Source organism: Brevundimonas sp. (assembly GCF_041648115.1).
Lineage (GTDB): Bacteria > Pseudomonadota > Alphaproteobacteria > Caulobacterales > Caulobacteraceae > Brevundimonas.
Genome location: NZ_JBAZPR010000011.1, coordinates 20,330 through 45,215, shown reverse-complemented (window position 1 = coordinate 45,215; position 24,886 = coordinate 20,330). Strand labels below are relative to the sequence as shown.

General features: G+C 67.1%; 29 protein-coding genes and 1 pseudogene. 15 read left to right on the top strand and 15 right to left on the bottom strand.

Translation table 11 applies throughout. The annotated features are described in order from the left end of the window. Nucleotides 1-3: 3 nt before the first annotated feature. The 3 genes from pstB to phoB are packed head-to-tail and all read left to right on the top strand — an operon-like array spanning nt 4 to nt 2,397. Nucleotides 4-954, top strand: a complete 951-nt coding sequence (gene pstB / locus WC597_RS11375) for a phosphate ABC transporter ATP-binding protein PstB (RefSeq protein ID WP_372693413.1) — start codon at nt 4-6, stop codon at nt 952-954. Between the two features lie 4 nt (nt 955-958). After that, a complete protein-coding gene (gene phoU / locus WC597_RS11370; protein ID WP_346496427.1) occupies nt 959-1,684 on the top strand; it encodes a phosphate signaling complex protein PhoU in 726 nt (241 codons plus the stop codon). A gap of 20 nt (nt 1,685-1,704) precedes the next feature. Next, a complete protein-coding gene (gene phoB, locus WC597_RS11365; RefSeq protein ID WP_135195153.1) occupies nt 1,705-2,397 on the top strand; it encodes a phosphate regulon transcriptional regulator PhoB in 693 nt (230 codons plus the stop codon). Between the two features lie 4 nt (nt 2,398-2,401). Here the strand turns inward: phoB and WC597_RS11360 are convergent, their stop codons facing one another. Genes WC597_RS11360 through WC597_RS11350 form a run of 3 tightly spaced genes read right to left on the bottom strand, consistent with a single transcriptional unit; the run spans nt 2,402 to nt 3,943 of the window. After that, nucleotides 2,402-2,701: a type II toxin-antitoxin system RelE/ParE family toxin gene (locus WC597_RS11360; RefSeq protein WP_372693412.1), complete on the bottom strand. Its 300-nt coding sequence runs from the start codon at nt 2,699-2,701 to the stop codon at nt 2,402-2,404. Continuing rightward, on the bottom strand, nt 2,698-2,979 hold the full coding sequence (locus tag WC597_RS11355) for a type II toxin-antitoxin system ParD family antitoxin (RefSeq protein ID WP_372693411.1): 282 nt from the start codon (nt 2,977-2,979) through the stop codon (nt 2,698-2,700). The genes WC597_RS11360 and WC597_RS11355 overlap by 4 nt, the downstream gene beginning before the upstream one ends. A gap of 40 nt (nt 2,980-3,019) precedes the next feature. After that, nucleotides 3,020-3,943 carry an Hsp33 family molecular chaperone gene (locus WC597_RS11350; RefSeq protein WP_372693530.1) on the bottom strand — a complete coding sequence of 308 codons (924 nt, stop codon included), beginning with the start codon at nt 3,941-3,943 and terminating at the stop codon, nt 3,020-3,022. A gap of 227 nt (nt 3,944-4,170) precedes the next feature. Between WC597_RS11350 and WC597_RS11345 the strand changes: the two genes are divergently transcribed. From WC597_RS11345 to WC597_RS11330, 4 genes and pseudogenes are all read left to right on the top strand, one after another. Then, a complete protein-coding gene (locus tag WC597_RS11345) occupies nt 4,171-4,710 on the top strand; it encodes a hypothetical protein (protein ID WP_372693410.1) in 540 nt (179 codons plus the stop codon). A 121-nt stretch (nt 4,711-4,831) separates the two neighbouring features. Beyond that, nucleotides 4,832-5,359 (top strand): annotated as a pseudogene (locus WC597_RS11340) (HAD-IB family phosphatase); the annotation flags it as partial. 135 nt (nt 5,360-5,494) lie between these two features. Next, the gene (gene serA / locus WC597_RS11335) at nt 5,495-6,724 is read left to right on the top strand and encodes a phosphoglycerate dehydrogenase (RefSeq protein WP_372693529.1); all 1,230 of its coding nucleotides are present in this window, start codon (nt 5,495-5,497) and stop codon (nt 6,722-6,724) included. 231 nt (nt 6,725-6,955) lie between these two features. Then, nucleotides 6,956-8,758 (top strand): autotransporter domain-containing protein, encoded by a 1,803-nt coding sequence (locus WC597_RS11330; protein ID WP_372693409.1) that lies wholly within the window; start codon nt 6,956-6,958, stop codon nt 8,756-8,758. A 22-nt stretch (nt 8,759-8,780) separates the two neighbouring features. On the opposite strand, the gene WC597_RS11325 is transcribed toward WC597_RS11330, so the two are convergent. Continuing rightward, the gene (locus tag WC597_RS11325; RefSeq protein ID WP_372693408.1) at nt 8,781-9,344 is read right to left on the bottom strand and encodes a GGDEF domain-containing protein; all 564 of its coding nucleotides are present in this window, start codon (nt 9,342-9,344) and stop codon (nt 8,781-8,783) included. A gap of 183 nt (nt 9,345-9,527) precedes the next feature. Here WC597_RS11325 and purE point away from each other — a divergent pair, with 183 nt between their 5' ends. Next, a complete protein-coding gene (gene purE / locus WC597_RS11320) occupies nt 9,528-10,019 on the top strand; it encodes a 5-(carboxyamino)imidazole ribonucleotide mutase (protein ID WP_372693407.1) in 492 nt (163 codons plus the stop codon). Continuing rightward, the gene (locus tag WC597_RS11315) at nt 10,020-11,102 is read left to right on the top strand and encodes a 5-(carboxyamino)imidazole ribonucleotide synthase (RefSeq protein WP_372693406.1); all 1,083 of its coding nucleotides are present in this window, start codon (nt 10,020-10,022) and stop codon (nt 11,100-11,102) included. Nucleotides 11,103-11,291: 189 nt separating this feature from the next. Here WC597_RS11315 and WC597_RS11310 read toward each other — a convergent pair whose 3' ends face one another. Continuing rightward, entirely contained in the window at nt 11,292-11,939 is a 648-nt protein-coding gene (locus WC597_RS11310; RefSeq protein ID WP_372693405.1) for a COQ9 family protein, read from the bottom strand. 201 nt (nt 11,940-12,140) lie between these two features. On the opposite strand from WC597_RS11310, the gene rpsU reads away from it, so the two are divergent. Next, complete coding sequence (gene rpsU / locus WC597_RS11305) at nt 12,141-12,401, top strand: 30S ribosomal protein S21 (RefSeq protein ID WP_135195633.1); 261 nt, start codon at nt 12,141-12,143, stop codon at nt 12,399-12,401. 229 nt (nt 12,402-12,630) lie between these two features. On the opposite strand, the gene WC597_RS11300 is transcribed toward rpsU, so the two are convergent. The 6 genes from WC597_RS11300 to WC597_RS11275 all read right to left on the bottom strand — a co-directional run bounded on the left by WC597_RS11300 (nt 12,631) and on the right by WC597_RS11275 (nt 17,164). Beyond that, nucleotides 12,631-13,989, bottom strand: coding sequence for an ABC transporter permease (locus WC597_RS11300; protein ID WP_372693404.1), 1,359 nt, complete (start codon nt 13,987-13,989; stop codon nt 12,631-12,633). Then, nucleotides 13,986-14,933, bottom strand: coding sequence for an ABC transporter ATP-binding protein (locus WC597_RS11295; protein ID WP_372693403.1), 948 nt, complete (start codon nt 14,931-14,933; stop codon nt 13,986-13,988). Before WC597_RS11295 ends, WC597_RS11300 begins: the two co-directional genes overlap by 4 nt. A gap of 86 nt (nt 14,934-15,019) precedes the next feature. Next, the gene (locus tag WC597_RS11290) at nt 15,020-15,661 is read right to left on the bottom strand and encodes a M23 family metallopeptidase (RefSeq protein ID WP_372693402.1); all 642 of its coding nucleotides are present in this window, start codon (nt 15,659-15,661) and stop codon (nt 15,020-15,022) included. A gap of 179 nt (nt 15,662-15,840) precedes the next feature. After that, nucleotides 15,841-16,065 carry a YdcH family protein gene (locus WC597_RS11285; protein ID WP_159845282.1) on the bottom strand — a complete coding sequence of 75 codons (225 nt, stop codon included), beginning with the start codon at nt 16,063-16,065 and terminating at the stop codon, nt 15,841-15,843. 35 nt (nt 16,066-16,100) lie between these two features. Further along, nucleotides 16,101-16,565, bottom strand: a complete 465-nt coding sequence (locus tag WC597_RS11280; protein WP_372693401.1) for a TIGR02444 family protein — start codon at nt 16,563-16,565, stop codon at nt 16,101-16,103. Continuing rightward, nucleotides 16,565-17,164 carry a UbiX family flavin prenyltransferase gene (locus WC597_RS11275; protein ID WP_372693400.1) on the bottom strand — a complete coding sequence of 200 codons (600 nt, stop codon included), beginning with the start codon at nt 17,162-17,164 and terminating at the stop codon, nt 16,565-16,567. The genes WC597_RS11280 and WC597_RS11275 overlap by 1 nt, the downstream gene beginning before the upstream one ends. 116 nt (nt 17,165-17,280) lie before the next feature. Here WC597_RS11275 and WC597_RS11270 point away from each other — a divergent pair, with 116 nt between their 5' ends. Next, nucleotides 17,281-17,454, top strand: a complete 174-nt coding sequence (locus WC597_RS11270; RefSeq protein ID WP_159845273.1) for a YdcH family protein — start codon at nt 17,281-17,283, stop codon at nt 17,452-17,454. Nucleotides 17,455-17,528: 74 nt separating this feature from the next. Here WC597_RS11270 and WC597_RS11265 read toward each other — a convergent pair whose 3' ends face one another. Then, nucleotides 17,529-18,194 carry a DUF1013 domain-containing protein gene (locus WC597_RS11265; protein WP_135195170.1) on the bottom strand — a complete coding sequence of 222 codons (666 nt, stop codon included), beginning with the start codon at nt 18,192-18,194 and terminating at the stop codon, nt 17,529-17,531. 220 nt (nt 18,195-18,414) lie between these two features. On the opposite strand from WC597_RS11265, the gene WC597_RS11260 reads away from it, so the two are divergent. Next, on the top strand, nt 18,415-19,023 hold the full coding sequence (locus WC597_RS11260; protein ID WP_372693399.1) for a beta/gamma crystallin-related protein: 609 nt from the start codon (nt 18,415-18,417) through the stop codon (nt 19,021-19,023). Here the strand turns inward: WC597_RS11260 and WC597_RS11255 are convergent. Continuing rightward, the gene (locus WC597_RS11255; RefSeq protein ID WP_372693398.1) at nt 19,020-19,991 is read right to left on the bottom strand and encodes an NAD(P)H-quinone oxidoreductase; all 972 of its coding nucleotides are present in this window, start codon (nt 19,989-19,991) and stop codon (nt 19,020-19,022) included. The two genes, WC597_RS11260 and WC597_RS11255, sit on opposite strands and share 4 nt — an antisense overlap. A gap of 88 nt (nt 19,992-20,079) precedes the next feature. On the opposite strand from WC597_RS11255, the gene WC597_RS11250 reads away from it, so the two are divergent. Beyond that, nucleotides 20,080-20,283, top strand: coding sequence for a DUF1192 domain-containing protein (locus WC597_RS11250; RefSeq protein ID WP_372693397.1), 204 nt, complete (start codon nt 20,080-20,082; stop codon nt 20,281-20,283). A 109-nt stretch (nt 20,284-20,392) separates the two neighbouring features. Next, entirely contained in the window at nt 20,393-20,893 is a 501-nt protein-coding gene (locus WC597_RS11245) for a DUF1465 family protein (RefSeq protein ID WP_372693396.1), read from the top strand. 9 nt (nt 20,894-20,902) lie between these two features. Here WC597_RS11245 and WC597_RS11240 read toward each other — a convergent pair whose 3' ends face one another. Together WC597_RS11240 and rpmE are read right to left on the bottom strand one after the other, a co-directional pair. After that, nucleotides 20,903-22,465, bottom strand: a complete 1,563-nt coding sequence (locus WC597_RS11240; RefSeq protein WP_372693395.1) for a murein L,D-transpeptidase — start codon at nt 22,463-22,465, stop codon at nt 20,903-20,905. A 160-nt stretch (nt 22,466-22,625) separates the two neighbouring features. After that, the gene (gene rpmE, locus WC597_RS11235; protein WP_159845257.1) at nt 22,626-22,850 is read right to left on the bottom strand and encodes a 50S ribosomal protein L31; all 225 of its coding nucleotides are present in this window, start codon (nt 22,848-22,850) and stop codon (nt 22,626-22,628) included. Between the two features lie 151 nt (nt 22,851-23,001). On the opposite strand from rpmE, the gene WC597_RS11230 reads away from it, so the two are divergent. Continuing rightward, complete coding sequence (locus tag WC597_RS11230; RefSeq protein WP_372693394.1) at nt 23,002-24,873, top strand: ABC transporter transmembrane domain-containing protein; 1,872 nt, start codon at nt 23,002-23,004, stop codon at nt 24,871-24,873. The last annotated feature ends 13 nt before the right edge of the window (nt 24,874-24,886 follow it).

Below are 24,886 nucleotides of genomic sequence, written 5' to 3'. Positions count from 1 at the left end.
AGAATGAAATTCCGTATTTTCCGCTCCGCCGAAGACCAGACCGGCGCCGGTCCGGTCGACCCGACTGAGACCCCGCGCATGGGCGGCCAGGTCCTGCCCGAGGTCACGCCGTCCAAGGGCCGCGCCGCCGCCGAGCCGCGTCTCGAAGACGCAACGCCCGTGTCGAACGCCACCGTCGTGGACAGCCCGCCTGTCGGCCCGATCAAGATCGCTGCGCGCGACGTCTCGGTCTTCTATGAAGGCAAGCAGGCGCTCTACGACGTCTCGCTGGATATCCCGGACAAGACGGTCACGGCCCTGATCGGCCCGTCGGGTTGCGGCAAGTCGACCTTCCTGCGGACGATGAACCGCATGAACGACACCATCGCCGGGGCCAAGGTCACGGGCCGGATCGCGATGGACGACGAGGACATCAACGACCGCTCCATTGACCCGGTGCTGCTGCGCGCCCGCGTCGGCATGGTGTTCCAGCGTCCGAACCCCTTCCCGAAGTCGATCTATGAGAACGTCGCCTATGGCCCGAAAATCCACGGCCTGGTCTCTTCCAAGGCCGAGATGGACGAGGTCGTTGAAAAGGCTCTGAAGCGCGCCGGGCTGTGGGAAGAGGTCGCCGACCGCCTGCAATCGTCGGCCATGGGCCTGTCGGGCGGTCAGCAACAGCGTCTGGTCATCGCCCGCGCCATCGCCGTTAACCCCGAAGTGATCCTGATGGACGAGCCCTGCTCGGCCCTGGACCCCATCGCGACGGCGCGGATCGAGGAACTGATCGACGAACTGCGTGAGCGCTTCTGCATCGTCATCGTCACCCACTCGATGGCCCAGGCCGCACGGGTGTCGCAACGCACCGCCTTCTTCCACATGGGCCGTCTGGTTGAGACCGGGGATACGGAAGACATCTTCCAGAATCCGCGCGAACGGCGCACGCTCGACTATATCACGGGACGCTTCGGCTAATCCGATGAACCAGCACACGGTCAAAGCCTACGGCGACGAGCTGAACCAGATCACGGCCGAGGTCGCCCGCATGGGCGGCCTCGCCGAGGCCCAGGTCGCGGACGCCATCGATTCGGTCGCCCGGCGCGATATCGCCCTGGCCCGCGCGGTGGTCGAGCGCGACCTCAAGCTCGACGCCCTGCATCGCGACATCGAAAAGAAGGCCATTCGCCTGATCGCCCTGCGTCAGCCGGTCGCCAGCGACCTGCGCCGCACCCTGGGCGCCATGAAGATCGCCACGGATCTGGAGCGCACCGGCGACCTGGCCAAGAACATCGCCAAGCGCGCCCTGATCCTGGCCGAGGGCGAGCCGATGCAGCCCCTGACCCGCTCGATTGAGCGGATGGGCCGGCTGGTCTCGACCCGCCTTCGCGACGTGCTGGACGCCTACACCGCCTCGGAGCTCGATCGCGCCGTCGCCGTCTGGCAGACCGACGACGAGGTGGACGAGCATTACAACGCCCTGTTCCGCGAACTACTGACCTACATGATGGGCGATCCGCGCACGATCGGCGCCTGCACCCATCTGCTGTTCATGGCCAAGAACCTGGAGCGGATCGGCGACCACGCGACCAATATCGCCGAGACCGTCCACTACGAGATCACGGGCGAAGACATCGTGGGCGAACGCCCGCGCGCCCAGCCCACGGCCGAGGATTCCGATCCGACGCCGAACCTTTCGACTCATTGACCTGAGACCGGAGTCCCGACGTGCAGCCCTATATCCTTGTGATGGAAGACGAGGACGCGTTGGCGACCCTTCTTCAGTATAATCTCGAAAAGGAAGGCTACGACGTCGCCGTCGCCGCCGACGGCGAGGAGGGCATGCTCCAGATCGACGAGCGCCTGCCCGACCTGGTCCTGCTGGACTGGATGCTGCCCAAACTGTCGGGCATCGAGGTCTGCCGCCGCATCCGCGGCAAGGCCGAGACGCGCAATCTGCCGATCATCATGCTGACGGCGCGCGGCGAAGAGAGCGACCGGGTGAGGGGCCTGGACACCGGCGCCGACGACTATCTGACCAAGCCCTTCTCGATGGTCGAGCTGATCGCCCGCATCCGCGCCGTTCTGCGCCGCATCCGTCCGGGTCTGGCCGACGACCGCCTGAACCACGGCGACATCATCATCGACCGCGTCTCGCACCGGGTGAAGCGCTCGGGCCAGGAAGTGCACCTCGGCCCGACCGAGTTCCGCCTGCTGGACCACTTCATGCAGCACCCCGGCCGGGTGTTCAGCCGCGAACAGCTTCTGGACGCCGTCTGGGGCTCGGACGTCTATGTCGAGGCGCGCACCGTCGACGTCCACGTCGGACGCCTTCGCAAGGCCCTGGCCATCGCCGACGAAAGCGCCAACCCGATCCGCACGGTCCGCTCGGCCGGCTATTCGCTGGACCTGGAAGGCTGATCTGTCAGATTTCGATCTGCTGTCCGCGATAGAGCAGGCGCAGAATACGAACCTCGCCTTTGTCTTCATCAACGACAAAGACCAAGGTCACGCTTTTCTCGAAGCCGATCAGACGCACGCCAGGCAAGATATCGTCCCGGACTTCCGCACGCATTGGATAGTGCGTCAGGCGAAGGCTGAACGACCGAAGTCTTTCCGTGTAACGGTCGGCGGTCTTCCGCCCTGCGTTTTCAGCGATCCAGTCGTAGATGGTGTCGAGGTCGGCAAGGGCGCGCCGCGAAAAGACCAGGCGCCACGGCCTCAACCCGCGGCCTTTCTGGCGAGATAGCGAGCCTCTAGCCCGGCGAAGGCCTCCTCTGCCGAAACGCCCGGCTCGTCACCCGACTTCCACGCATCGTAGGCAGGCCTGACCTTCTCGCGCACCCAGGTCGCGATGTCCGGGTTCTGGCCGAGCAGGTAGCTCTCCACGCTCTCCACCACATAGGCTTCGGCGGTTTCGGAAAAGCCCGAGGCGACCTTGGCGTCGATCTCGCGCGCGGTCTCCTCGGGCAGTTCTACGGTTATCTTGCGGATGGCGGCCATGGTGCGATCCTCTCACAAAACCACCCAGGCCGCCACCGGCTCAGATCTGTTCGGCGACCACTTCGTCGGGGTCCAGCGCATAGACCGTCGCGCAGTATTCGCAGGTGACGCGGATCTTGCCGTCGTCCTCCAGCATCTCGGCGCGTTCGGCTGGGTCGAACGAGGCCAGGACCGAGGCGATGCGACCCCGTGAGCAGCGGCAGACGGCCGAAAGCGGCCGCGCGCCTTCCAGCCGCACCCCGTCCTCGTGGAATAGACGGAACAGCAGCGTCTCGGGCGATATGGTCGGATCAACCAGTTCGTCGTCGCCCAGGGTGCCGAACAGGGCACGGGTGCGGTCCCATACCTCTTCCGTCGAGCCGCGCGCGTCGTCGCCGGCGATGATCTGGATCATCGCCCCGCCGGCCCGCCACTGCGAGCCCGTCTCGGACTGGACCTGACCGACGGCTAGATGCACCTTGGTCGGCACTTGTTCCGATTGCTGGAAATAGTGCTCGGCCGCCAGCGACAGGCTTTCGCCTTCGATGGGGGTGATGCCCTGGGTGCGTTCGAAGTCCGGGCCGCGGTCCAGCGTCATGATGAAGACGCCCTGGCCCAGCAGCGACCGGGCGCCGGGACGGGCGAACCCGCCCGACGCCTCGGCGACCTCGGCCTCGTCGTAACGGCAATAGCCGCGCAAGGACCCGTCGGTGCCATAGTCGGCGACGACATAGCGCACCGGCCCGTCGCCCTGGGCCTGAACCAGCAGCCGACCTTCGAACTTCAGGCTGGAGCCGATCAGAGCCGCCAGCGCGCAGGCCTCGCCCAGAAGGGCGGCGACCGGCTCGGGATAGGCGTGGGCGGCCAGGATCTTGTCGATCGTCGCGCCCAGGCGGACCAGGCGACCGCGCACGGGCCAGCCCTCGATCTGGAAGGCGGCGGCCAGATCGTCGGAAACGGGAGTGTGAGGCGCGTGATCGGTCACGGCGAGGTCCTTTGTCGACTTCATTTCGGGATCGCGGCTATGTAGGCGCCCGAAGGCCCGATGATAAGGGCTGATCCATTCGGGCGCGACCGCGCGTTGGTTGTGAGGATTTGTGCAGCTTTGCCGCATGCGACGGAACCGTTTTCAGCGCGGTTCGCTCTTTTCGCACAAGCGGAGCCGCCGTTCCGCCGATCACCCACGCCATCACCACCAAAGAGGTTCTGCCGATGCTCCGCGATATCGATCCGATCGAAGAGATTCGCAAACATCCCGGCATCACGGCAGGCGGCCTTGCCGCCGTCGTCCTGGGCGCGGTCGCGGTCGTCTATCTGACACAACGCAGCGGGCCGACCCGCTATCAGCGCATCAAGACCCGTATCGACCCGCGCGGCTGGGTGGATACGTCGGAACTGCGCGACCGTTTCCATGACGCCGTCGACGCCTTCCGTCACCGGGCCGAGGATGCGGGCGAGCGCGCCGGTGAACTGTCGCGCGATGTGCGCCATCGCGCCGCCGACGCCGCCTATGACGCGCGTGACCGGGCCGACGAATGGTTCCGCTCCGCCCGCAAGGACTCAAAGAAGGCGCTGAAGAAGCACGGCAAGACCGCGCGCCGTTACGCCGACGACGCCGGCGCCTATGCCCGCGATCATGCGCGTGAGGGTGGGGCGCTTCTGGCTGTCGCCACCATCGCCGCCGCTGTCGGCGCGGCCGTGCTGGAAAGCCGTCGTCCCGACAGCCGCGTGCGCCGCATCGTCCGCTTCTGATATTTTCTTGCCGCCCGCCGTGTGAAAATCGCGACGGGCGGCAAGGTTTAAGCGCAACTGAGCCCAATCATCAGCACGGCTTGGCTTTGCCGCAGGCGCGAAGGCCGCTAAGACGCCGGCCATGAGCGCGCGCCCCACCCTGATCTTCGACTTCGATTCGACCCTGGTCGATTTCGAGACCCTTGAGGCCCTGGCCGACATCGCATTGGTCGATGCGCCGGGCGCGACCGAGACGCGCGCACAGATCGCCGCCCTGACCGATCGGGCCATGGCCGGAGAGCTGGAGTTCGGCGAGGCCCTGCGCCGTCGTCTGGCCTTGCTGCCCCTGACGCGTGCCCATGTCGCGGCCCTGGCGCAGACGGCTTCGGATCATCTGACGGCGTCCGTCCGCCGCAACCTGAACTTCTTCGAGCAGAACAAGGGCAAGGTGATCATCATCTCCGGCGGCTTCCGCGAGGTGATCGCGCCGGTCGCCGAGGAACTGGGCGTCTCGCCCGACCGCATCCTGTGCAACGACCTGGTCTATGACGCCGACGACCGCGTGATCGGCGTGGACGACGCCAATCCCCTGTCGCACGCCAACGGCAAGCCGGCCGCCATCCACGCCCTGAACCTGTCGGGGCGAGTGGTCATGATCGGCGACGGCTGGAACGATGCCGAGGTCAAGATCGCCGGCGCCGCCGACGCCTTCTACGCCTTCACCGAGGTCGTGCGCCGCGCGCCGGTGGTTCAAGTCGCCGACGCTGAGGCCGCGTCCCTGGACGAGGTGTTGCACGCCGAGGGCCTGGTCGGCCGCTGGTCCTTCCCTCGCAGCCGCATGAAGATGCTGCTGTTGGAAAATATCCACCCCGCCGCCGTCGAACGGCTGGAGGAGGCCGGGTATTCGGTCGAGACGGTCAAGGGCGCTCTGGACGAGGACGACCTGATCGCCGCCATCAAGGGCGTCCATGTGCTGGGCCTCCGCTCCAAGACCACGGTCAGCCGCCGGGTGCTGGAAGAGGCCGACAAGCTGATGGCCGTCGCCGCCTTCTGCATCGGCACCAACCAGATCGACCTGGACGCCGCCTCCGATCACGGTGTGGCGGTCTTCAACGCGCCCTATTCGAACACGCGCTCGGTCGTCGAATTGGCCATCGGCCTGATGATCGTGCTGATGCGCGACGTGGCGGACAAGTCGGCGGCCATGCACGTCGGCAAGTGGAACAAGTCTGCGACCGGCTCTAAGGAACTGCGCGGCAAGACCCTGGGCATCGTCGGCTACGGCGCCATCGGCAGCCAGTTGTCGGTCCTGGCCGAGAACTTGGGGATGCGGGTGCTGTTCTACGACCTTTCGGAGCGATTGGCCTTGGGCAACGCCCGGCGGATGCGGTCGCTGGACGCCTTGCTGGGCGAAAGCGACGTGGTCACCCTGCATGTCGATGGTCGCAAGGACAACGCTGACATCTTCGGCGCGGCGCAGTTCGCCCGGATGAAGGAGGGCGCGCTGTTCCTGAACCTGTCGCGCGGCCATGTCGTCGATGTCGGCGCCCTCTCCCAGGCCATGGGCTCGGGCCGGGTAGCCGGCGCCGCTGTGGACGTCTTCCCGGAAGAGCCGCGCACTAACGCCGATCCGTTCGAAAGCCCGCTGCAGGGTTTGCCCAACATGATCCTGACGCCCCACATCGGCGGCTCGACCGAGGAGGCGCAGGAGGCCATCGCCGAGTTCGCGGCCGAGCGGCTGCTGGGCTATCTGAACCGGGGCGACACGACCTTCAGCGTCAACCTGCCGAACGTGCAGTTGGCCGAGGTGTCCGGCACGCACCGCATCCTGCACATTCACCGAAACCAGCCGGGCGTCTTGGCGGAACTGAACCGCGCCTTGGCGGCGGCGGGCCTCAACATCCTGGGCCAGCATCTGAAGACGGACGAACGCACCGGCTATGTCATCACCGACGTGGACCGGGACTACGATCCCGAGGCCCTGCGTGAGCTGAAAACGGTGCCGGGCACGCTGAAATTCCGCACCTTGCAATAGCCCGCCCACTCCCGGCGGGAAAGGGTGAGCGGTTACGCTGTGCGACGCGATCGGCGCCGTAACCCCTCACCCGGCCCTGCGGGCCACCTTCTCCCTCAGGGAGAAGGAAAATAATGCGAACGCTGAGCGATTTTCGCCCGGTCCTTCCCCGACGGCATCTTGCGCTCTGCGCCAACTGGCGCATCCTCCGGTTCAACGGCCGCAACAACGACGGCTGCGGGAGGATTCCATATGTCACGCTTCATCACCGGCGGCGCCGTCGCCGCTCTTGCGCTCGCCGCCTGCGCCTTTGCGGGGTCGGCCTCGGCCCAGACCTATAGCCGTCTCGTCGTCTTCGGCGACAGTCTCAGCGACAACGGCAACCTGTTCCTGATCTCGGGCGGAACACAGCCGCCGTCGCCGCCCTACGCTCGCCGGTTCTCGAATGGGCCGACGTTCGTGGAACTGCTGGGCTTCAACGCCGCAAACTTCAACGGCTCGGTGGCGGGCAGCATCAACTACGCCTTCGGCGGCTCGCGCACCGACGCCTCGGCCGGCGTGCCGTTCGGCATGCTGAACCAGCTGTCGCGCTACACCGCCTCGGGCGGCCGGTTCAGCTCGACCGATCTGGTCAGCGTGCTGGGCGGCGCCAACGACATCTTCCAGGGCCTGCCCGCCGCCGGCGCCTCCGCCAGCCCGGTCGCCGCCATCACGCCGGTCGCCACGACCGCCGCGGCCAACATCAACACCCTGGTCAACACCGTTGCGGGCGCCGGCGCGGGGACCATCCTGGTCACCAACCTGCCCAAGCTCAGCCTGACGCCTCAGTTCCGCGGCACGACGGCGGCTCCCCTGGCCGATTTCGCCGTCACCACCTTCAACACCGCCTTGCAGACCGGCCTGACGACCACGGCCGCCGCGCAGCCCGGCAGCAACATCGTCATGATGGACCTGTTCAAGGTGGGCGACACCCTGGCCGCCAATCCGGGCCAGTTCGGCATCACCAACATCACCCAGCCCTGCTTCAACGGCGTGACGGTCTGCTCCAACCCCGACAGCTATTTCTACTTCGACGGCGTCCACCCGACGGCGGCGGGGCATCGGATCATCGCGCAACTGGCGACCGACTACCTCTACTATGGCGACATCGGCGCCCAATCGACGCTGCAGGGCGAGACCACCTATCGCCACCGCGAGGACGCCCTGGACGCGGCCGGCGAGGCTCTGTCGGGCCGCGAGGCCTGGGAAGCCGGCGTCTTGGTCACCACGGCGGCCCTGATCGACAGCGTCGATACGGACGCACGCGGTTCAGTGACAAGTTCCTCCAGCAACGGTTGGGGTGGACGGATCGCGCTGGAGGCCGGACCCTCGGCGAACTGGCGCTTCGGCCTGGCCGGAACCGCGCGCAAGACCGATGTCGAGAGCCAGGCGTTGAACTTCAACGTCGAGACCTTTGGCCTGGACGTCTATGGCGGCTGGCGCTCGGGCGATGTGTTCGTGAACGCCGCGGTCGGCGTGGCGCGCGACAATATCGACGACATCCAACGCACCACCAGCCTGGCCCCCATCGTCCATACCGCCGAGACGCGGGCGCTCAGCACCGGCGCGCGCCTGCAGGGCGGGATGTGGTTCGACATGGGCCGCATCGCCCTGTCGCCCCGCGCGGCCCTGGCCTATGTCTCCAGCGACGTGGACGGCTATTATGAGCAGGGCGTGGCTGCCCAGTATCAATATGGCGACCGCACGGTGAAGGCCTTGACCGGCGAAGTCGCCCTGCGCGCCGAGGCCGAAATGGGCCGGTTCGGCGTCTTCGCAGAAGGCGGCTATCGCGACGCCCTGGACGACAGTTCCGACCCGGTGCGCGTGGGCATCTTCAACAACCCGGCCCAGGTGCAGTCGCGCGAGATCGCCGATCCGTTCGGCGGTCAGTTCCTGGCGTCGGCGGGCGTCGAGGGGGCTGTCGGGCCGGTCAAGGTGACGGTGTCCTATCGCGGCCGCTTCGGCGAACGCGCCGACAGCCACCTGGGCGGCATCCAGCTGACGTTGCCGCTCTAGGCGGCCGGGGCGGGAAGGGGCCTCAGCGCCCCTTCTTCCTCACCCACATGGCGGCGTCGGCCTCGGTCAGCCAGGTCTCGGCGTCGGTATGGCCGTCCCAGGCGCGTACGCCGAACGAACCGCCCAGTTCGGTCTTTTGTCCGTCCCAGACGAAGCCTTCGGTCTTAAGGGCCTCTGACAGTTGCCGCGCCTTGGCCCGGCCCTCTTCGTAGCCCGCATGCAGCATCAGCAGCGCGAACTCATCGCCGCCCAGCCGGCCCACGGCGTCCGACTCGCGCAGATTGGCCAAAAACAGCTCCGCCACCGCCACCAGGGCCGCATCGCCGGCGGCATGGCCCAGCCGGTCGTTGACGCTCTTGAACCCGTCCATGTCCAGATACAGCAGCACCGCCGGCACCCCGTGCCGCTGGCAATAGGCCATGGTGCGATGCAGGGCGGTGACGAAACCGCGCCGGTTCAGGGCGGGCGTCAGCACATCGTGGTCGGCGGCGGCCTCGGCGGCGGCGGCGCGCGTCTTCCACGCTTCCAGCTCGACGCGCAGGCGCTCGATCTCGGCGGTCAGGTCGTGTTCGGCCACGTCGGTCACGGCGCAGGGATGGCTCCGAAGGCGCGACTCAGTCTGCGTCGCGCGGTCGAACAATGGTAGAGCGTGATCCGCCGACATTGAAGGCCGACAATAAGGGCCTGGAGGCGTGAAACCGCCCGCGTGCGGTTGCGGGCGTCACCCGCGTGCTGTAACGGGCGCCTTTCCGCGAGGGGCCTTACAGACATGGCGACTTCCGCACCGCCGGTGGCGATCATCATGGGCAGCCGGTCCGACTGGCCGACCATGAAGCTGGCCGCCGACCGCCTGGACCAACTGGGCGTCGCCTGGCAGGCCACGGTCGTCAGCGCACACCGCACGCCCCAGCGCCTGGTCGAGTTCGCCACGGGCGCCAAGGCCGCCGGATACAAGATCATCATCGCCGGGGCCGGGGGCGCCGCCCATCTGCCGGGCATGGCCGCCTCCATGACCGAATTGCCGGTTCTGGGCGTGCCGGTTCAGTCCAAGGCCCTGAAGGGGATGGATAGTCTGTTGTCCATCGTCCAGATGCCGGCCGGCGTGCCCGTCGCCACCCTGGCCATCGGCGAGGCGGGCGCCGCCAACGCCGGAATCCTGGCCGCCCAGATCCTGGCCCTGTCGGACGAAGGGTTGGCGCAACGCCTGGCCGCCTTCCGCACCGCCCAGACCGACTCCATCGCCGAAACCGTCGAGGACTGAGTGCCCACGCTTCCGCTTCACCCCGGTTCGACCCTCGGCATCATCGGCGGCGGCCAGCTGGGCCGGATGCTGAGCCAGGCCGCCTCGCGCCTGGGCTTCGACGTCGTCATCCTGGATCCCGAGGCAGACAGCCCGGCGGGCCGCGTCTCGGCGCATCAGATCGTCGCCGCCTATGACGATCCCGACGCCCTGACCGCCTTGGGCCGCGCCGCCGACGTCGTCACCTTCGAGTTCGAGAACGTCCCCGCCGAGTCCATCGAACGCCTGGCCGAGGCCGGCGCCCTGGTCGCGCCGGGACCGACCGCATTGCGCGTGTCGCAGGACCGGGTGGACGAGAAGACCTTCCTGAACGCCGTCGGCGCCCCGACGGTCGCCTTCGCCGTCGTCGATACGCTGGATGATCTGGTCGTCGGCCTGACGACCCTGGGCGTACCGGCTCTGCTGAAGACCCGCCGCGAAGGCTATGACGGCAAGGGCCAGGTCTGGATCCACGCCATCGAGGACGCGCCCGCCGCCCTGGAAAGCCTGGGCGGCCGTCCGGCCATTCTGGAAGCCAAGGCGACCTTTGTGCGCGAACTGTCGGTCATCGCCGCTCGCGACTGTGACGGCCATATGGCGGTCTATCCGTTGGGCGAGAACCGTCACGAGGGCGGCGTCCTGCGCACGACCCTGGCCCCCGCCGCCGTGGACGAAAAGACCCAGGTCCGCGCCCGCGCCATCGCCGAGGCGATTCTGGACGGGCTGGATTACGTCGGCGTCCTGGGCGTCGAACTGTTCGACCTCGGTGACAACGTCCTTCTGGTCAACGAGATCGCCCCGCGCGTCCACAACACCGGCCACTGGACCCAGGACGGCTGCGTCTGCGACCAGTTCGAACAGCATATTCGCGCCGTCGCCGGCTGGCCGCTCGGCCCCACCAATGCCCACGCCCGCATCGAAATGACCAACCTGCTGGGCGACGAGGTCGAAGACTGGCGCAAGCTGTCGGCCAAGTCCGACGAACGCCTGCACCTCTACGGCAAGGCCGAAGCGCGGCCGGGCCGCAAGATGGCGCATGTGAATCGGGTGTTGGGGACGGTCTAACTTCTTCTTTCGTCATCCTCCGGCAAGCCGCGTCTTCGCGGCGCAGACCGGGGGACCCAGCGGCGCCGAAGGCGATGCGTCCGCTGCTTCCTGTTTGACAACCCTGTCCGCGACAGGTTCGCGCTCACGCGCGCCGCTGGGTCCCCCGATCTCGCTGCGCTCGTCGGAGGATGACGAAAGAAGAGAGAACTAAGTCCGCGCCCCGTATCGCATCCGGCTCAGCGCATCGCTCACCCGGCGGAACGGCGCGTCGAAGTCCTTGCCGGCCTTCCACTTCTCGAACGCCATGACGTTTTCGATCCGCCGCGCGACGAAGGCTTCCGCCGCCTCGCGGCCGTCGAACCAGCGCATTGTCAGTGCCGGGATCAATATCCCCGACAGGATCGTGCGCTTCGAATAGTGGTTCCAGTCGGTCGCCTCGTCCCCGGCCCAGCGCCACAGGTGGTCCGCGCTTTCCCACGCCAGTTTCAGCCCCAGGTCGGCGTTGATGGGCAAAGCCAGGAAGGCGGCGCAGCGGCGCGTGGCCTCCAGGTCGGCGGCGCCGGCCTCCATTCGTTCGGACACGGCGCGGGCGATTCGCTCGCGAATCTTCAGCGACTTGGCGTCGATCTGGCCCAAGGCCGCCAGCGCTCGCGCGTCGTGGCGGCGCGACAGCAAAGCGGCGAGATCGCGCGCGCCGTTGGGCAGCAGCAGTTCTTCGTCGCCGCGCGACAGGCCGCACGCCTCGCACGCTTCCCGCACCAGACGCGCGTTCCAACCCAGCGCCGGCGCGCGGGCGATGGCGGCGTCCAGCACGGTCTGTTCGGTCCGGTCGGCCCAGTCTGTCGGCTCGGTCATGTGGCGATCATACGCCTGTCGTTGCGGCGTTTCGAGCCTTGAAGAATGGTCGCGACGAACTGGACAGGCGATCTGGACAGAATGGGGCGGCTCGTGTATCAGCGCGCCTTCATCCGAGAGCCTTAACTTTCGGAAGACGATTTTATTTTGTTCGCCCGTCTCCCTCACAGGACGCGGCGGGCGGCCAAAGGAGAGTTCAACCTGGTACAGATTTTCGTTCGCGATAATAACGTCGATCAAGCGCTCAAAGCCCTGAAGAAGAAGATGCAACGCGAAGGCAGCTTCCGTGAAATGAAGCGCCACGTGCATTATGAAAAGCCGTCGGAAAAGCGCGCCCGTCAAAAGGCCGAGGCGATCCGTCGCGCTCGCAAGCTGGCCCGCAAGCGCATGCAGCGCGAGGGCCTGCTGCCAGCGCCGAAGCCGCGCGTTCCCGGCGCTGGCGCCGGTGGCGGCAGCCGGTAAGACTCTGGCGTAAGCCAAAAGATTTGAGGCCGCCTCCTTCGGGAAGCGGCCTTTTTCTTTGTCTCCTCCCTGCGAAGCGGGGAGGGGGACCGCGCGTAGCGTGGTGGAGGGGCTCTTGAAGTCCCACTGGCGCCTGTGATGCGGTAAGAAGAGCCCCTCCGTCACGGCGCGAAGACGCGCCGCGCCACCTCCCCATCGCTGCGCGATAGGGAGGAGACGGATTGGCCCCCTACGTCCGCCCGGTGATCGCTCTTCCGAAGCTCTTCCAACTCAGCTTCACGTCCGACAACGCGCCTGCGCGGAAGGCCCGCCCGGCGATCCAGACCATCAAGGCGGCGGTCGCGAACATGCCGATCAGGGTCAGGATGATCTCGATCAGCGGCGGATCGCTGGGCGCGCGGGCGCTCATCAGGAAGGGGGTGAAGAAGGGGATCCACGACAGCACCTTGACCACCGGCGCGTCCGGGCTGGTTAGCGCCATCTGCATGACCAGGATCGGCACGACCAGAATCATCATGATCGGCCCCATCAGCGTCTGGGCGTCGCGCGGCGTCTCGCAGAAGGCGCCGATGGCCGCGAACAGCACCGCATACATCAGGTATCCGCCGACCATATAGGCGATGAAGTAGAAGATCAGGCCGTCGTGCAGCAGCACTTCGCCGATGGTCGCCGCCGTCTCGGGCGAGGCCGACAGCAGGCTGAACGTCCCGATCCCGCCCCAAACCCCCATGACGGTCAGGGTCAGCAGCGCCACGCCCAGCACCTTGCCCGTCAGGATCTCGGTCGCCGAGGCGGAGGACAGCAGCACCTCCAGGATTTTGTTCGACTTCTCCTCCATCACGCTGTTCAGCAGGATTGAGGCGCCGGTGATGACCAGCGACCACAGCAGGAACCCGGCGCCCAGGCCGATGAAGGAGGGGATGCGGTCGCGCATCGAGACCTCGCCCCCGCTGGCGGCGTTGGGCGAAAACGCCTTCACCTCGGGCCGAAAGGTCTGAACCTCCTGAGCCACAGCCGGTGCCACACCGGCGGCGGTCAGAAGTTCGGTGCGTCTTGCGTCTCGCAAAGCGGTGCGAACGAAACTGGACACGTCGTTGTCGGTGGCGCGGGCGGTCCAGACCTGGGCGGCGGGCTTGCCGTCCACGCGGTTCAGGAAGACCACGGCGTCCAGACGGCGGTCCTTGGGCGCCGTCTTGTCCAGCGCGGCCTTGATGGCGGCGTCGCGCGCCGGGCCGGTCGCATCGGCGATGGCGGGCGGCGCGGCGACCAGACGGATCTTGGGCCCACTGATGGATGCGACGGCGCGCCCGGCGCCGGCCTGACCCTTTTCGGCGGCCTCGCGCAGGCGTTCGTTCTGGCGATCCAGATCGGATTGCAACGAGGCGCGGACGGCGGCGGCCAGGCCCGTCGCGGCCGGCCCTTCCTCGATCACCGCCACCGCCTTGATCGGCTCGGCCGAACGGATCAGCAGGGGAATGCCGCCGCCCAGAACGGCGAACAGCGGAAACGCCAGCAGCGACAGCCAGAAACCGACGGTCTTGGCATAGGCGATATATTCGCGTCGCGCGATCAGCAGGGTGCGGTTCATCGGACGGCCTCTGCGGGAACGACGGGTTGATCGGGATGGTCGCCGGTCAGGCCGATGAAGGCGTCGTGCAGCGTCGGCTCCTTCAACGCAAAGCCGCGCACGTCCAGCCCGTTCAGGAAGGCCGTCTTCAACGTCTCCTGGCCGCCTGCGCCGGGCGACAGGGCGATCTTCAGCCGGCGCACGCCGTCTTCGTCAGACAGTGTCTCGACCCCCGCCACCCCGGGCAGGGCGGCGGCGGCATCCGCGCTGATGGCGCCGTCCAGATCGAGAAAGCGGGGCGAGGTGGCCTTGGCCTGATCCACCGTACCCTCGAACGCCTTTCGCCCGCGCGCCAGCAGCACGACCTTGTCGCACAGCCGTTCGGCGTGCTGCATCACATGCGTCGAGAACAGGACCGTGGCGCCGTTGGCGGCCAAGTCGCGGATCATGGCCTCCAGCCCTTGCTGGTTCATCGGGTCCAGGCCCGAGAAGGGTTCGTCCAGGATCACGAACTCGGGCTGATGCACGACCGACGCGATCAGCTGCACCTTCTGCGCCATCCCCTTGGACAGCTCCTTCATCTTCTTCTTTTGCGCCTCGCCCAGGCCCTGCTGCTCCAGCATGGCCTTCGCGCGCTTTTTGCCCTCGGCGACCGGCAGGCCCTTCAGGGCGCCGAAGAAGCTGATGGCCTCGACGGGGGTCATCTTCTTGTAGAGGCCGCGTTCCTCGGGCAGGAAACCGATCCGGTCGCGCACCTTGCGCCCGTCGTCGGCGCCCAGGATCTCGATCCGTCCCGACGTCGCCGGCTGCAGGCCCAGGATCATCCGCAGGGTCGAGGTCTTGCCCGCCCCGTTCGGCCCCAGAAAGCCGCAGATCGACCCCTTCTCGACCTGAAAGCTCAGATCGCGCACGGCGTCGAAATCGCCGTACCGCTTGCCTACGCCGTCCAGCGTCAACGCCGCCATGTCGCCCCCCGTCCTGTGACGGTCAGCCTAGCAAGCGAGGCGGCGCGGAGGCCAGCGGCAATCGGAAAGTTCGTCCAAGTCGCCCGTCAGGCCTTGGGCTTGACCGTGACTTCGAAATGGCGATCGACGACCTTGGTCGGGTTCACCTGGGCGCCGTCTCGACGGACTTCGAAATGCAGGTGCGGCCCGGTGGAATAGCCGGTGGATCCGACCAGGCCGATGCGCTGGCCCATCGTCACGGCGTCGCCGTTCGCCACGTCGATGCGGCTGAGGTGGCCATACAGGGTGCTCATGCCGTTGGGGTGGCGCACCTCGATGAAGTTGCCATAGCCCTCAGGGTCGAAACCTGTGCGGACGACTTCGCCTTCGGCGGCGGTGAAGACGGTCGTGCCTTTCGGCGCAGCGATGTCGACGCCCTTGTGCGCGCGGGCCCTGGCCTCGATGGCCAGTTTGCGCAGGCCGAAGGCAGAGTTGATTGCATAGCCGCGTACGGGGGCGGAAAAGGCGATCTGGCGCGTGATCGGACCGGCCTTTTCGACCTCGGCCTTGACCGGCGGGGCGACGGGGATGGCGATCTGGGCGGGCGGCGGGGGGGCGGCTTCACGGGCCGCATTGGGGGCGGCGGCGGCGGCGAAGACGGCCACGGCGGCGAAGGCGGCCGTCTGGCCGGAGTGGATCAAAAGGGTCTTGCACAGCGCCAATGGCGCGTTGGTAAGCAGGCGTCGCATTCGGCGGCGTCTCCAGCGTCTTTACGCTCTGGAATGAAGGCACGCGGCGCCCGACGGCGCACGGCGTTCCGTGGAAAGGCCGGCTTATGCCTATCGGCTGGGGCGACTTTGGGGCTGTGGCGGGGCGGCGGATGGTCGCACGGGGGAACCCGCGCCTTGCCGTCCTGGATCAGGCCCGATCAGGCGATGATGTCGGGCAGAATCTCGTCTTCGATTTTCACGATCTCGTCCTTCAGCGCCAGCTTCTTGCGCTTCAGCCGGGCCAGCATCAGCTGGTCGGGAACAGCGGCCAGGCTCAGGGCGTCGATGGATGCGTCCAGATCGGCGTGTTCCTGGCGCAGCAGTTTGACGCGGGCGTGTAGCGCCGCTTCCTCTTCGCTGATGTCTGGAAGGTCGTCGTTCATCGTGTCATCCCCGGACGCTTATAGCCAAGCCGTCGTCAAGCCGGAAGGGCGTCGGCAAGACGGATCAGCGCCGGTCGTGGCGTGACGGAGGCCCAGACCCGCGCCGTGGCGATCAGGGCCTCAATGGCCGGCCGGGCCGGACCTGAGGGTTCGGGCGCCAGCGCGTCCAACGCCTCCAGCAAGTGTCTTTCCGCCTCAAGCTCCAGCGCCTTGATGCGGTTTCGAACCGCCTCGCGCGGACCGTCGTCGATGTCGGGGATGGGGGCCTTCAGCGTGCGGCGCACCGAACGCAGGGGCGCGACGACGACGCTGTCCCAGGCGCGGGCGGTGTCGCAGGCGGCCTCGATGGTCTCTGCATCCGGCTTGCGGCCGGTCACTGCGACCCAGGCGGACCACAGCAGGACGGGCACATTCTGTTCGCTGTTGTCCTGTAGCGCCAGGCAAGCCTCTCCAACGCCCGGCGCGGCATAGGCCGTCACCGCCCAATCCCACAGACGCATTATTTCAGGCCTTCCCAGCGCCTTACCGCGCCCCAGTCCAGGCCGAACAGATCCAGCGTCCGCCCGACCGACTGATCCACCATCTCCAGGATCGACGCGGGCCTGGCGTAGAGGGCGGGCAGGGGCGGGGCGATGATGGCCCCCATCTCTGTCAGGGCCGTCATGGTGCGCAGGTGGCCCAGGTGGAACGGCGTCTCGCGCACCATCAGCACCAGCGGCCGCCGCTCCTTCAGCGTCACATCAGCCGCGCGCGTCAGCAGGCTGGAGGTCACGCCCGTGGCGATCTCGCTCATCGTCTTGACCGAGCAGGGCGCCACGATCATGCCCAGTGTACGGAACGAGCCGGAGGCGATGGTCGCGCCCACATCGGCCAGTTTGTGAACGACGGACGCCTTTGACGTCAGGTCGTCGGGCGACAGATCCGTCTCCTGCGACAATGTGAGCAGGGCGGCCTTGGTCACCACCAGATGGCTTTCGACGCCCAGGTCGTTCAGCGCATCCAGCATGCGCGCGCCGTAGATCGCTCCGGAAGCCCCTGAAATTCCGACCACCATCCGGGCGGGCGGGTTCCGTATGGCTCCGTTCACATCATCGACCATTTTTGGGGTCAGCCTCCGTGGGGTCCGGCGAGACGGGCTGTCACTGGAAAGTGATTCCACAGCCTGCCAAACCGGGCGCTCACTCTACTGGTCCCTAACCTGAGGAGGCGCAAGCCATGACCATCGAGGCTCGTATTCGCGAACTGGGTAATCGTCATCGTAGTCTGGATGAGACCATCCAGAAGGAGCTTACCCGCCCGTCCACGGATCCGTTGCAGGTCAGGGCGCTGAAGCAGAAGAAGCTTCGGCTGAAGGAAGAAATCACCAGTCTGGAGGCACGTGCGCACTAGCGTCCCACCTCCCGAAAACGACGACGGCCCCGGAGATCGCTCTCCGGGGCCGTTTTCGTTTCGTGAAGCGAGGATCAGTCCTTGGTGCCGAACACCGAGGCTGCGGTCGGTTCTGCGGTCGGACGCTGACGAGCTTCCGGCACGAACTCGGGCTCGGCCTCGACCTGTTCGACGGGTTGGATGGTGCCGCCGCCCTTTTTGAGGTCGTCCTTGGTCTTCTTGTCAGCGGCCTTCTTGACGATTTCGTCCAGGGCCAGCTGGCCGACCAGGCCCAGGGTGACGGGATCGACCGGCTTGATGTTGGCGCTGTTCCAGTGGGTGCGGTTGCGCACGCTCTCGATGGTGGACTTGGTGGTGCCCAGCATCTTGGCGATTTGGGCGTCGGTCACTTCCGGGTGATTGCGCACGAACCAGGCGATGGCGTCCGGGCGGTCCTGGCGACGCGAGACCGGCGTATATTTCGGGGCCGGCTTGGCCGACTTCATCAGTTCGGCGTGACGGCTGACGATGGCCTTCATCCGGTAGTTTTCGTCGCCCTGGGCCTTGTCCAGTTCTTCGCGCGTCAGTTGGCCGCCCGTGACGGGATCGACGCCACGGATGTCGCGCGCCACGTCGCCGTCGGCGATGCCGCGGACTTCAAGCGGGTGCAGGCCGCAGAAATCGGCGATCTGCTCGAAGCTGAGGGAAGTGTTGTCGACCAGCCAGACCGCAGTGGCCTTCGGCATCAGAATGTCGCTCATGGGGCGTTCGTCCCGGTGTTGTTAAGCCGCCGAATGGGGCTTCGGCTGGCGTTGGATACGACGGCGCCCGGCCTTTCGACCGGGCGCGTATGATGTCGATATAGGCCTATTCGCCCGAAAAGAAAACGCCGCCCGACAATCCTATACAGCAACGGTTCATCCGCCTTGACGCAACCTCTACGGTAATGAAGCTTTTCAGCTTCGGGAGAGGAGAAACACCATGTCCATTCTGCTTGGGGCGGCGATGATGGCCGCCATGGCTTCGGGCCAAGATTACAGCGCGCAACGCGTCGCGCCGCGCGGCAGTTACGCCCAGTCCTGCACCGAGGCCTACACCAATCGCGGTCGGCTCTATGCCGACTGTCGCACCGTTCGCGGCCAGATTCGCGGCACGTCCATCGAACTGGCGCGCTGCGGCAACGAAGAGATCAACAACGACGACGGGCTTCTGGTCTGCGGCCGTTTCCGTGGCGACTATGAGGACAGCCAGCCTGGTCGGCCGGGGAACGGCGGCGGACCCGGAAACGGCGGCCCCGGCTGGGGCGGCGGCAATGGCGGCGGCTGGGGCCGTTCGTCCATCACCGTCTATGAAAACTCCAACTTCCGCGGCGCCTCGCGCGAGTTCACCAGCGAGGATCGCAACCTGGGCCGCACCCCCTTCAACGATCGGATCAGCTCGATCCGCGTCGAGGGTCGCTGGGAAGTCTGCACCGACGCCGAGTTCCGGGGCCGTTGCCGCGTCGTCGAAGGCGACATCCGCAACCTGAGCGGCGGCTTCAATGACAACATCTCGTCCATGCGCCCCGTACGTGGCGACGGGCGCTACTAGACGCTCAGGACGATCTTGCCGATGTGCCCGCCGGCTTCCAGTTCGGCGTGTGCATCGGCGGCCTGCTCCAACGAGAAGACCGCCTGAACCGGCGGTCTGACTTGGCGTGACGCCACCCACGGCCAGGCCGTCGCCTCGACAGCGGCGGCCAGTCGAGCCTTTTCGTCAGCGGGACGGCTGCGCAGCGTCGATCCCATCAGCGTCAATCGCTTCAGCATGATCCGCTGCAAATCCATCTTGACCTTGGCCCCGGTCAGCGAGGCGATGACGACCCACCGCCCGCCGGCGTTCAGGCTGTTCAGGTTCAGGTCGGCGTAGTCGCGCCCCACCATATCCAGAACGACGTCGGCGCCGCCCGCCGCCTTGATCTGGACTTCAAGATCGTCGGCCGAGGCGTCCAGGCTGATGTCGGCGCCCAACGCTTTCGCTGCGCTGGCCTTGTCCGCCCCGCGCGAGGTGGCGATCACCTTTGCGCCCGCTGCCTTGGCCATCTGGATCGCCGTCACGCCGATGCCGCTGGTCGCGCCGTGGATCAGCAGGGTCTCGCCAGCCTTCAGCCCGCCGCCCTCGAACACATTGGCGAAGACGGTGAAGACGGTCTCGGGCAGCACCGCCGCCTGGATGAAATCGAGACCCTTAGGGATCGGCAGGACATGCCGCGCGTCCACCATTGCCTGTTCGGCATAGCCGCCGCCGCCCAGCAAGGCGCAGACCCGGTCGCCGACTCGCCAGCGCGTCACGCCGTCGCCGACGTCAGCAATCTCACCCGCGATCTCAAGGCCCAGCACGTCCGACGCGCCGGGGGGAGGGGGGTATCCGCCGCTACGCTGCAACAGGTCGGGCCGGTTGACGCCCGCCGCCCGCACCCGGATCAGCACCTGTCCCGGCCCGGCGACGGGATCGGGATGTTCGGCGATCTTCAACGCCTCGGCCGGGCCTGAACCGCCTTCGATCTCGATCACGCGCATCGCACTTCCCTTGCATTCGTCCGTATCCGGGCGTTCAGATAAGGGTCCTGGGCCGCCTTGGCCATGACAGCGCGGAAAGGCGACGACGATGTTCGAGGATATTGAACCCCGCCCGCAACGCGGCGAACCCCTGCGCGCCCTGTCGCGCGAGGACTTGGACGTCTATTCCATCGAGGATCTGGAAGAGCGGATCGCTGCCCTGGACGACGAGGTGGGCCGCGCTCGCCGCGCCATCGAGGCCAAACGCTCCAAGAAAAACGCCGCCGACGCCCTTTTCAACTTCGGTTCCTGATCGCGAATGGCACGCTGGCATGGCATGAGCGTTGCATCTTTCGTGCGAACGGTTCCGTCAGGGGCCGATTGCAGGACGGAATCGCATTTCCCTAATGATCAAAGCTCAAATGACCTCCGCTCCGTCCTTCGCTGACCGCAGCCGCACCGTGCGCGATTTCGCCCGTTCGGAGCTGTTCGACCGCACCTTCCGCGAAGGCATGGAACTGGTCGAGGAGACCGCCGCCTATCTGGACGGAGAGGGTCGTCGCGATTCCAAGATGCTGTCGCGCGCCGCCGCCCTGGCCTATGCGGCCGAGAGCATGAAGCTGACGACGCGCCTGATGCAGATCGCCTCGTGGCTGCTGGTCCAGCGGGCCGTGCGCGAGGACGACATGACGCCGGAGACGGCCTGCGAGCCGCGTTATCGCCTGAACGAGCGTCGCATCGAGGCCGAGCCCAGCCACGCCGAACTGCCGATCGCCCTGATCGAATATCTGGTGCGCTCCGAAAAGCTGTTCGACCGCACCCTGTATCTGGACCGCCGCATGTATGCGGACGCCCAGGAGACGGCGCCCGAAAACGCCGTCCTCAGCCAGATGGGCCTGCTGGAAGCCGCCTTCCGAGGCTAATCGCCCCTGTTACGGCCCGACGTCGTTGGCGTCGGCGCGGCCGTCATCGACCGGCTTGGGCAGGTTGACGCCTATGCCCAGCGCCTGAGCCAGCTTGTCGTCGCGGCCATAAACGTCCTCGCGGAAGGCCACGCGTCCCTGACCATCCACGAAGGCGGTCCAGTACAGCAGCCGCACCGAGATCTCGCGCCCGGTGGTGACGCGCGTCGTCTCTCGGCTGTCTTGCGCGGCGTCGAACTGGCCCAGCTTGGTCGGATCGGGCGACAGCAGCAGGCGCGCGAACTCGACCGCATTCTGAACCCGCACACAGCCGTGGCTGCGCTGACGCGTGGACAGGTTGAAGGCGGCCTTCGACGGCGTGTCATGCAGGAAGATGGCGTAGCTGTCGCGCAGCTCGAACTTCACATAGCCCAGGGCCGAACGCGGGCCGGCGCGCTGGATGACCGTGCCGTCCTTCACATACATGTCGTTGGCGGCCAGATAGCCTGGACCCTTGGGCAGGATTTCACGGCGCGCGATGCCGGCCGGCACATACCACGGCGGATTGGCCACGACCGAGGCGAACGGCTTCTCCAGGCTGGGCGTCTGGTTCTCGGCAGATCCGACGACGACGCGGTTGGAGTGAACGGGCTTGCCGTCCTTCCAATATACCATGATGGCGGCGGCGGTGTTGACCTCGATCCGCTCGGGCGCGACGTCGCGCTTCAGCCAGCGACGGCGTTCCAGGTTCAGGGCGATCTGGCGAGCGCGGTCCTCGGCCGATGCACCCAGCGAACGCTGCGTTCCCGTGCCGATGCGGCCGTCGGCGCCCAGGCCGTGGCGGTTCTGGAAGCCCTGCACCGCGCGCTGAAGTTCGGCGTTGTAGGTCAGACCCTGCGCCTTAAGCCGTGCGCCGTCGGCGGCTGACAGGTCGCCCTCGGCCGTCAGCCGGTCGATCAGGGCGGGGATGCGGCGATCGCTGTTGCCCGGTTCGATGGTGGCGCCCGGCGCGAACGCGGGCCAGCCGCCCTGCTCCGCCAGACGGCGATAGCGGACATAGCCGGCCGACAGGTTCTGATAGCCGATGTCGGTGGGCGCCAGGCCGTCGTACCAGTTGACCAGCACATTGCGGCTCAGGGCGTCGCTGAGGCCGCGTGGCAGGTCCACGCGGTTCTTCTGCATCTCCCACAGGTCTTCGACCGTCTCGGGCCGCACCTTGCCCTCGGCCAGGACGCGTGCATAGCCGATGGCCGCCGTGGTGGTGCGCAGGTCGGCGCTGGCCGGATCGGCCGCCAGTCCCACGAAATCGAAATAATCGGCACCCGACAGGCCGTGGCGATCGGCGCGAGCCGCGGCGGCGTTCAGGGCGCGCATCCGTTCGGCGTTCCAGACGGGCCGCCAGCCGTTCATCTCATAGAAGGCGCGCACGTCCGCCTGCTGGGTCGCGGGCAGGCGCGAGATCTGTTCGTTGAAGCTGTTGTAGAAGGCGGTCGCCTCCGGCCCACGCTGCACGAAGACCTGCTGCGCGCGCGCCGCCGAGCCGAGGGTCATGGCCGCCGTGGCGACGCCCAGACCCAGTTGCCGTCTATTCATATCCAGTCCGCTTCTTCGATCGCTTCGGCCAGCGTGGCCGACGCCCCTGGTACCCGAACGCCGCCACATTATCGGTGTTCCGGCCAAACAAAAAGCGCCGGCCTTGCGACCGACGCCCTTGGTAGGCTGTTTGCTGCGACATGTCGCAGCCAAGACGCGCTTACTTCTTGATGAAGCCGGCGAACTTGTTGTTGAAGCGCGAGACGCGGCCGCCACGGTCCAGCAGGTGGGCGTTGCCGCCGGTCCAGGCCGGGTGGGTCGACGGATCGATGTCCAGGTTCAGCGTGTCGCCTTCCTTACCGTAGGTCGAACGGGTCTGGTAGGAGCTGCCATCGGTCATCACCACGGTGATGAAGTGATAGTCGGGGTGCGTATCCGCTTTCATGGTCGTCGTCCGGTCTCTGCGCGATGACGATGCCGACCGTCGGTGCGCGTGAAATGAGAAACCCGCCCCCACTCCTTTTTAGGGAAAGGGCCGGCGGGAATGAGGGGCGGCGTTTACACCGGGGGGCGTTCCGGGGCAAGAGGCGGGCGAAATGACCGATCACACCGCCGCATCCGCCCACTCCGCCAACCGCGCTTCGGGCGTGGCGACTGTAGAAGGGCGGCCCAGCGCCGGCGCCCTGCTGGCTGACCAGATGTCGGAGGCGGGCGCCAAGCGCGCCAAGCGCCGCGACATCCGTCCTCTGGCGCGGCTGATTCCCTTTGCGATGCGGCACAAGGGTCATGCCCTGATGGCGGTCTTCTGGCTGCTGCTGTCCACCGCCGCCTCCCTGGGTCTGACCGCCCTTGCGCGCGGGGCCATCGACCATGGGTTCGAGGCCGGTGGCGCCAATCTGAACATCTGGTTCCTGCTGCTGGGCGCCAACGCTCTGTTCCTGGGGCTGGCGACGGCCGCCCGATACTATTTCGTCACCCGCACGGGTGAGCGCGTCATCGCCGATGTGAGGAAGGGCCTGTTCGGCCGCATCCTGACGCTGGACCCGTCCTTCTATGCCCATATGCGCACCGGCGAGGTGCTGTCGCGCCTGACCACGGACATCGCCCTGGTCGAGACGTTGATGACGACGTCTATCTCCTATGCGCTGCGCAACTTCCTGACCCTGATCGGTGGCGTGGCCTTGCTGTTCTTCGTCAGCCCCAAGCTGACCGGCTTCGTCCTGCTGATCGTGCCCTTCCTGCTGGGGCCGATCTTTATCTTCGGCCGTAAGGTCAGGAAGCTGACCGTCACGTCCCAGGATCGGTTCGCCAACGCCGTCGGCTTCGCCGGCGAGAGTGTGGACGCCATCGAGACGGTTCAGGCCTTCGGTCGCGAACAGAGCGCCATCGCCCGCTTCGGCGCGGCGGTCGAGGACGCCTTCTCCGCCTCGCTGACCCGGATGCGGGCGCGGGCCTGGATGACCGCTCTGATCATCGTCGTCATGTTCGGGGGCGTAACCCTGGTGCTGTGGCTGGGCGCTCAGGACGTGGTCGCCGGCGTCATGTCGCCGGGCGCCCTGCTTCAGTTCGTGCTGCTGTCAGTGTTCGCCGCCGGGGCCGTGGGCGCCCTCGGTGAAAGCTGGGGCGACGTGCAAAAGGCGGCCGGCGCCATGGAGCGGATCGAGGAGCTGATGCGGGCCGTCGCCGGCATCGCGCCCCCGGCCCATGCCACGGCCTTGCCTACGCCCCCGCGCGGCGAGGTGTCGATGTCGGCCGTCGGCTTCTCCTATCCGGGCCGTCCCGACCTGCCGGCCCTGAAGGGGTTCAGCCTGACCGTGCGGCCGGGCGAGACCGTCGCCCTGGTCGGTCCATCGGGCGCGGGCAAGTCCACCGTCTTCCGCCTGCTCCTACGCTTCTATGATCCGCAGACCGGCATGGTCTCGGTCGATGGCGTCGATGTGCGCCAGGCCGATCCCGTCGCCGTGCGCGACCGCTTTGCCTGGGTGTCCCAGGAAACGCCGCTGTTCTCGGGTTCGGCCTTGGAGAACATCCGTTTCGGTCGCGAAGCGACCACCCTGGAAGAAGCCCGGATCGTCGCCGACAAGGCCCAGGCCCTGGGCTTTATCGACGCCCTGCCTCAAGGCTTCGACACCCCGCTCGGCGAACGCGGCAAGAGCCTGTCCGGCGGCCAGCGCCAGCGTCTGGCCATCGCCCGCGCCCTGGTCCGCGACGCGCCCATCCTGCTGCTGGACGAGGCCACCAGCGCCCTGGACGCCGAAAGCGAACGCCTGGTCCAGGTCGCCCTCGACCAGGCCATGGAAGAGCGCACCACCATCGTCATCGCCCACCGCCTGGCCACCGTCCTTCGGGCCGATCGCATCGTCGTCATGGACGATGGCCGCGTGGTTGAAGAAGGCACGCACGACCAACTGGTGGCCAAGGGCGGCCTCTATGCGCGTCTGGCCGAACTGCAGTTCCGGGCAGGTTAGGCCTACGCTTGGG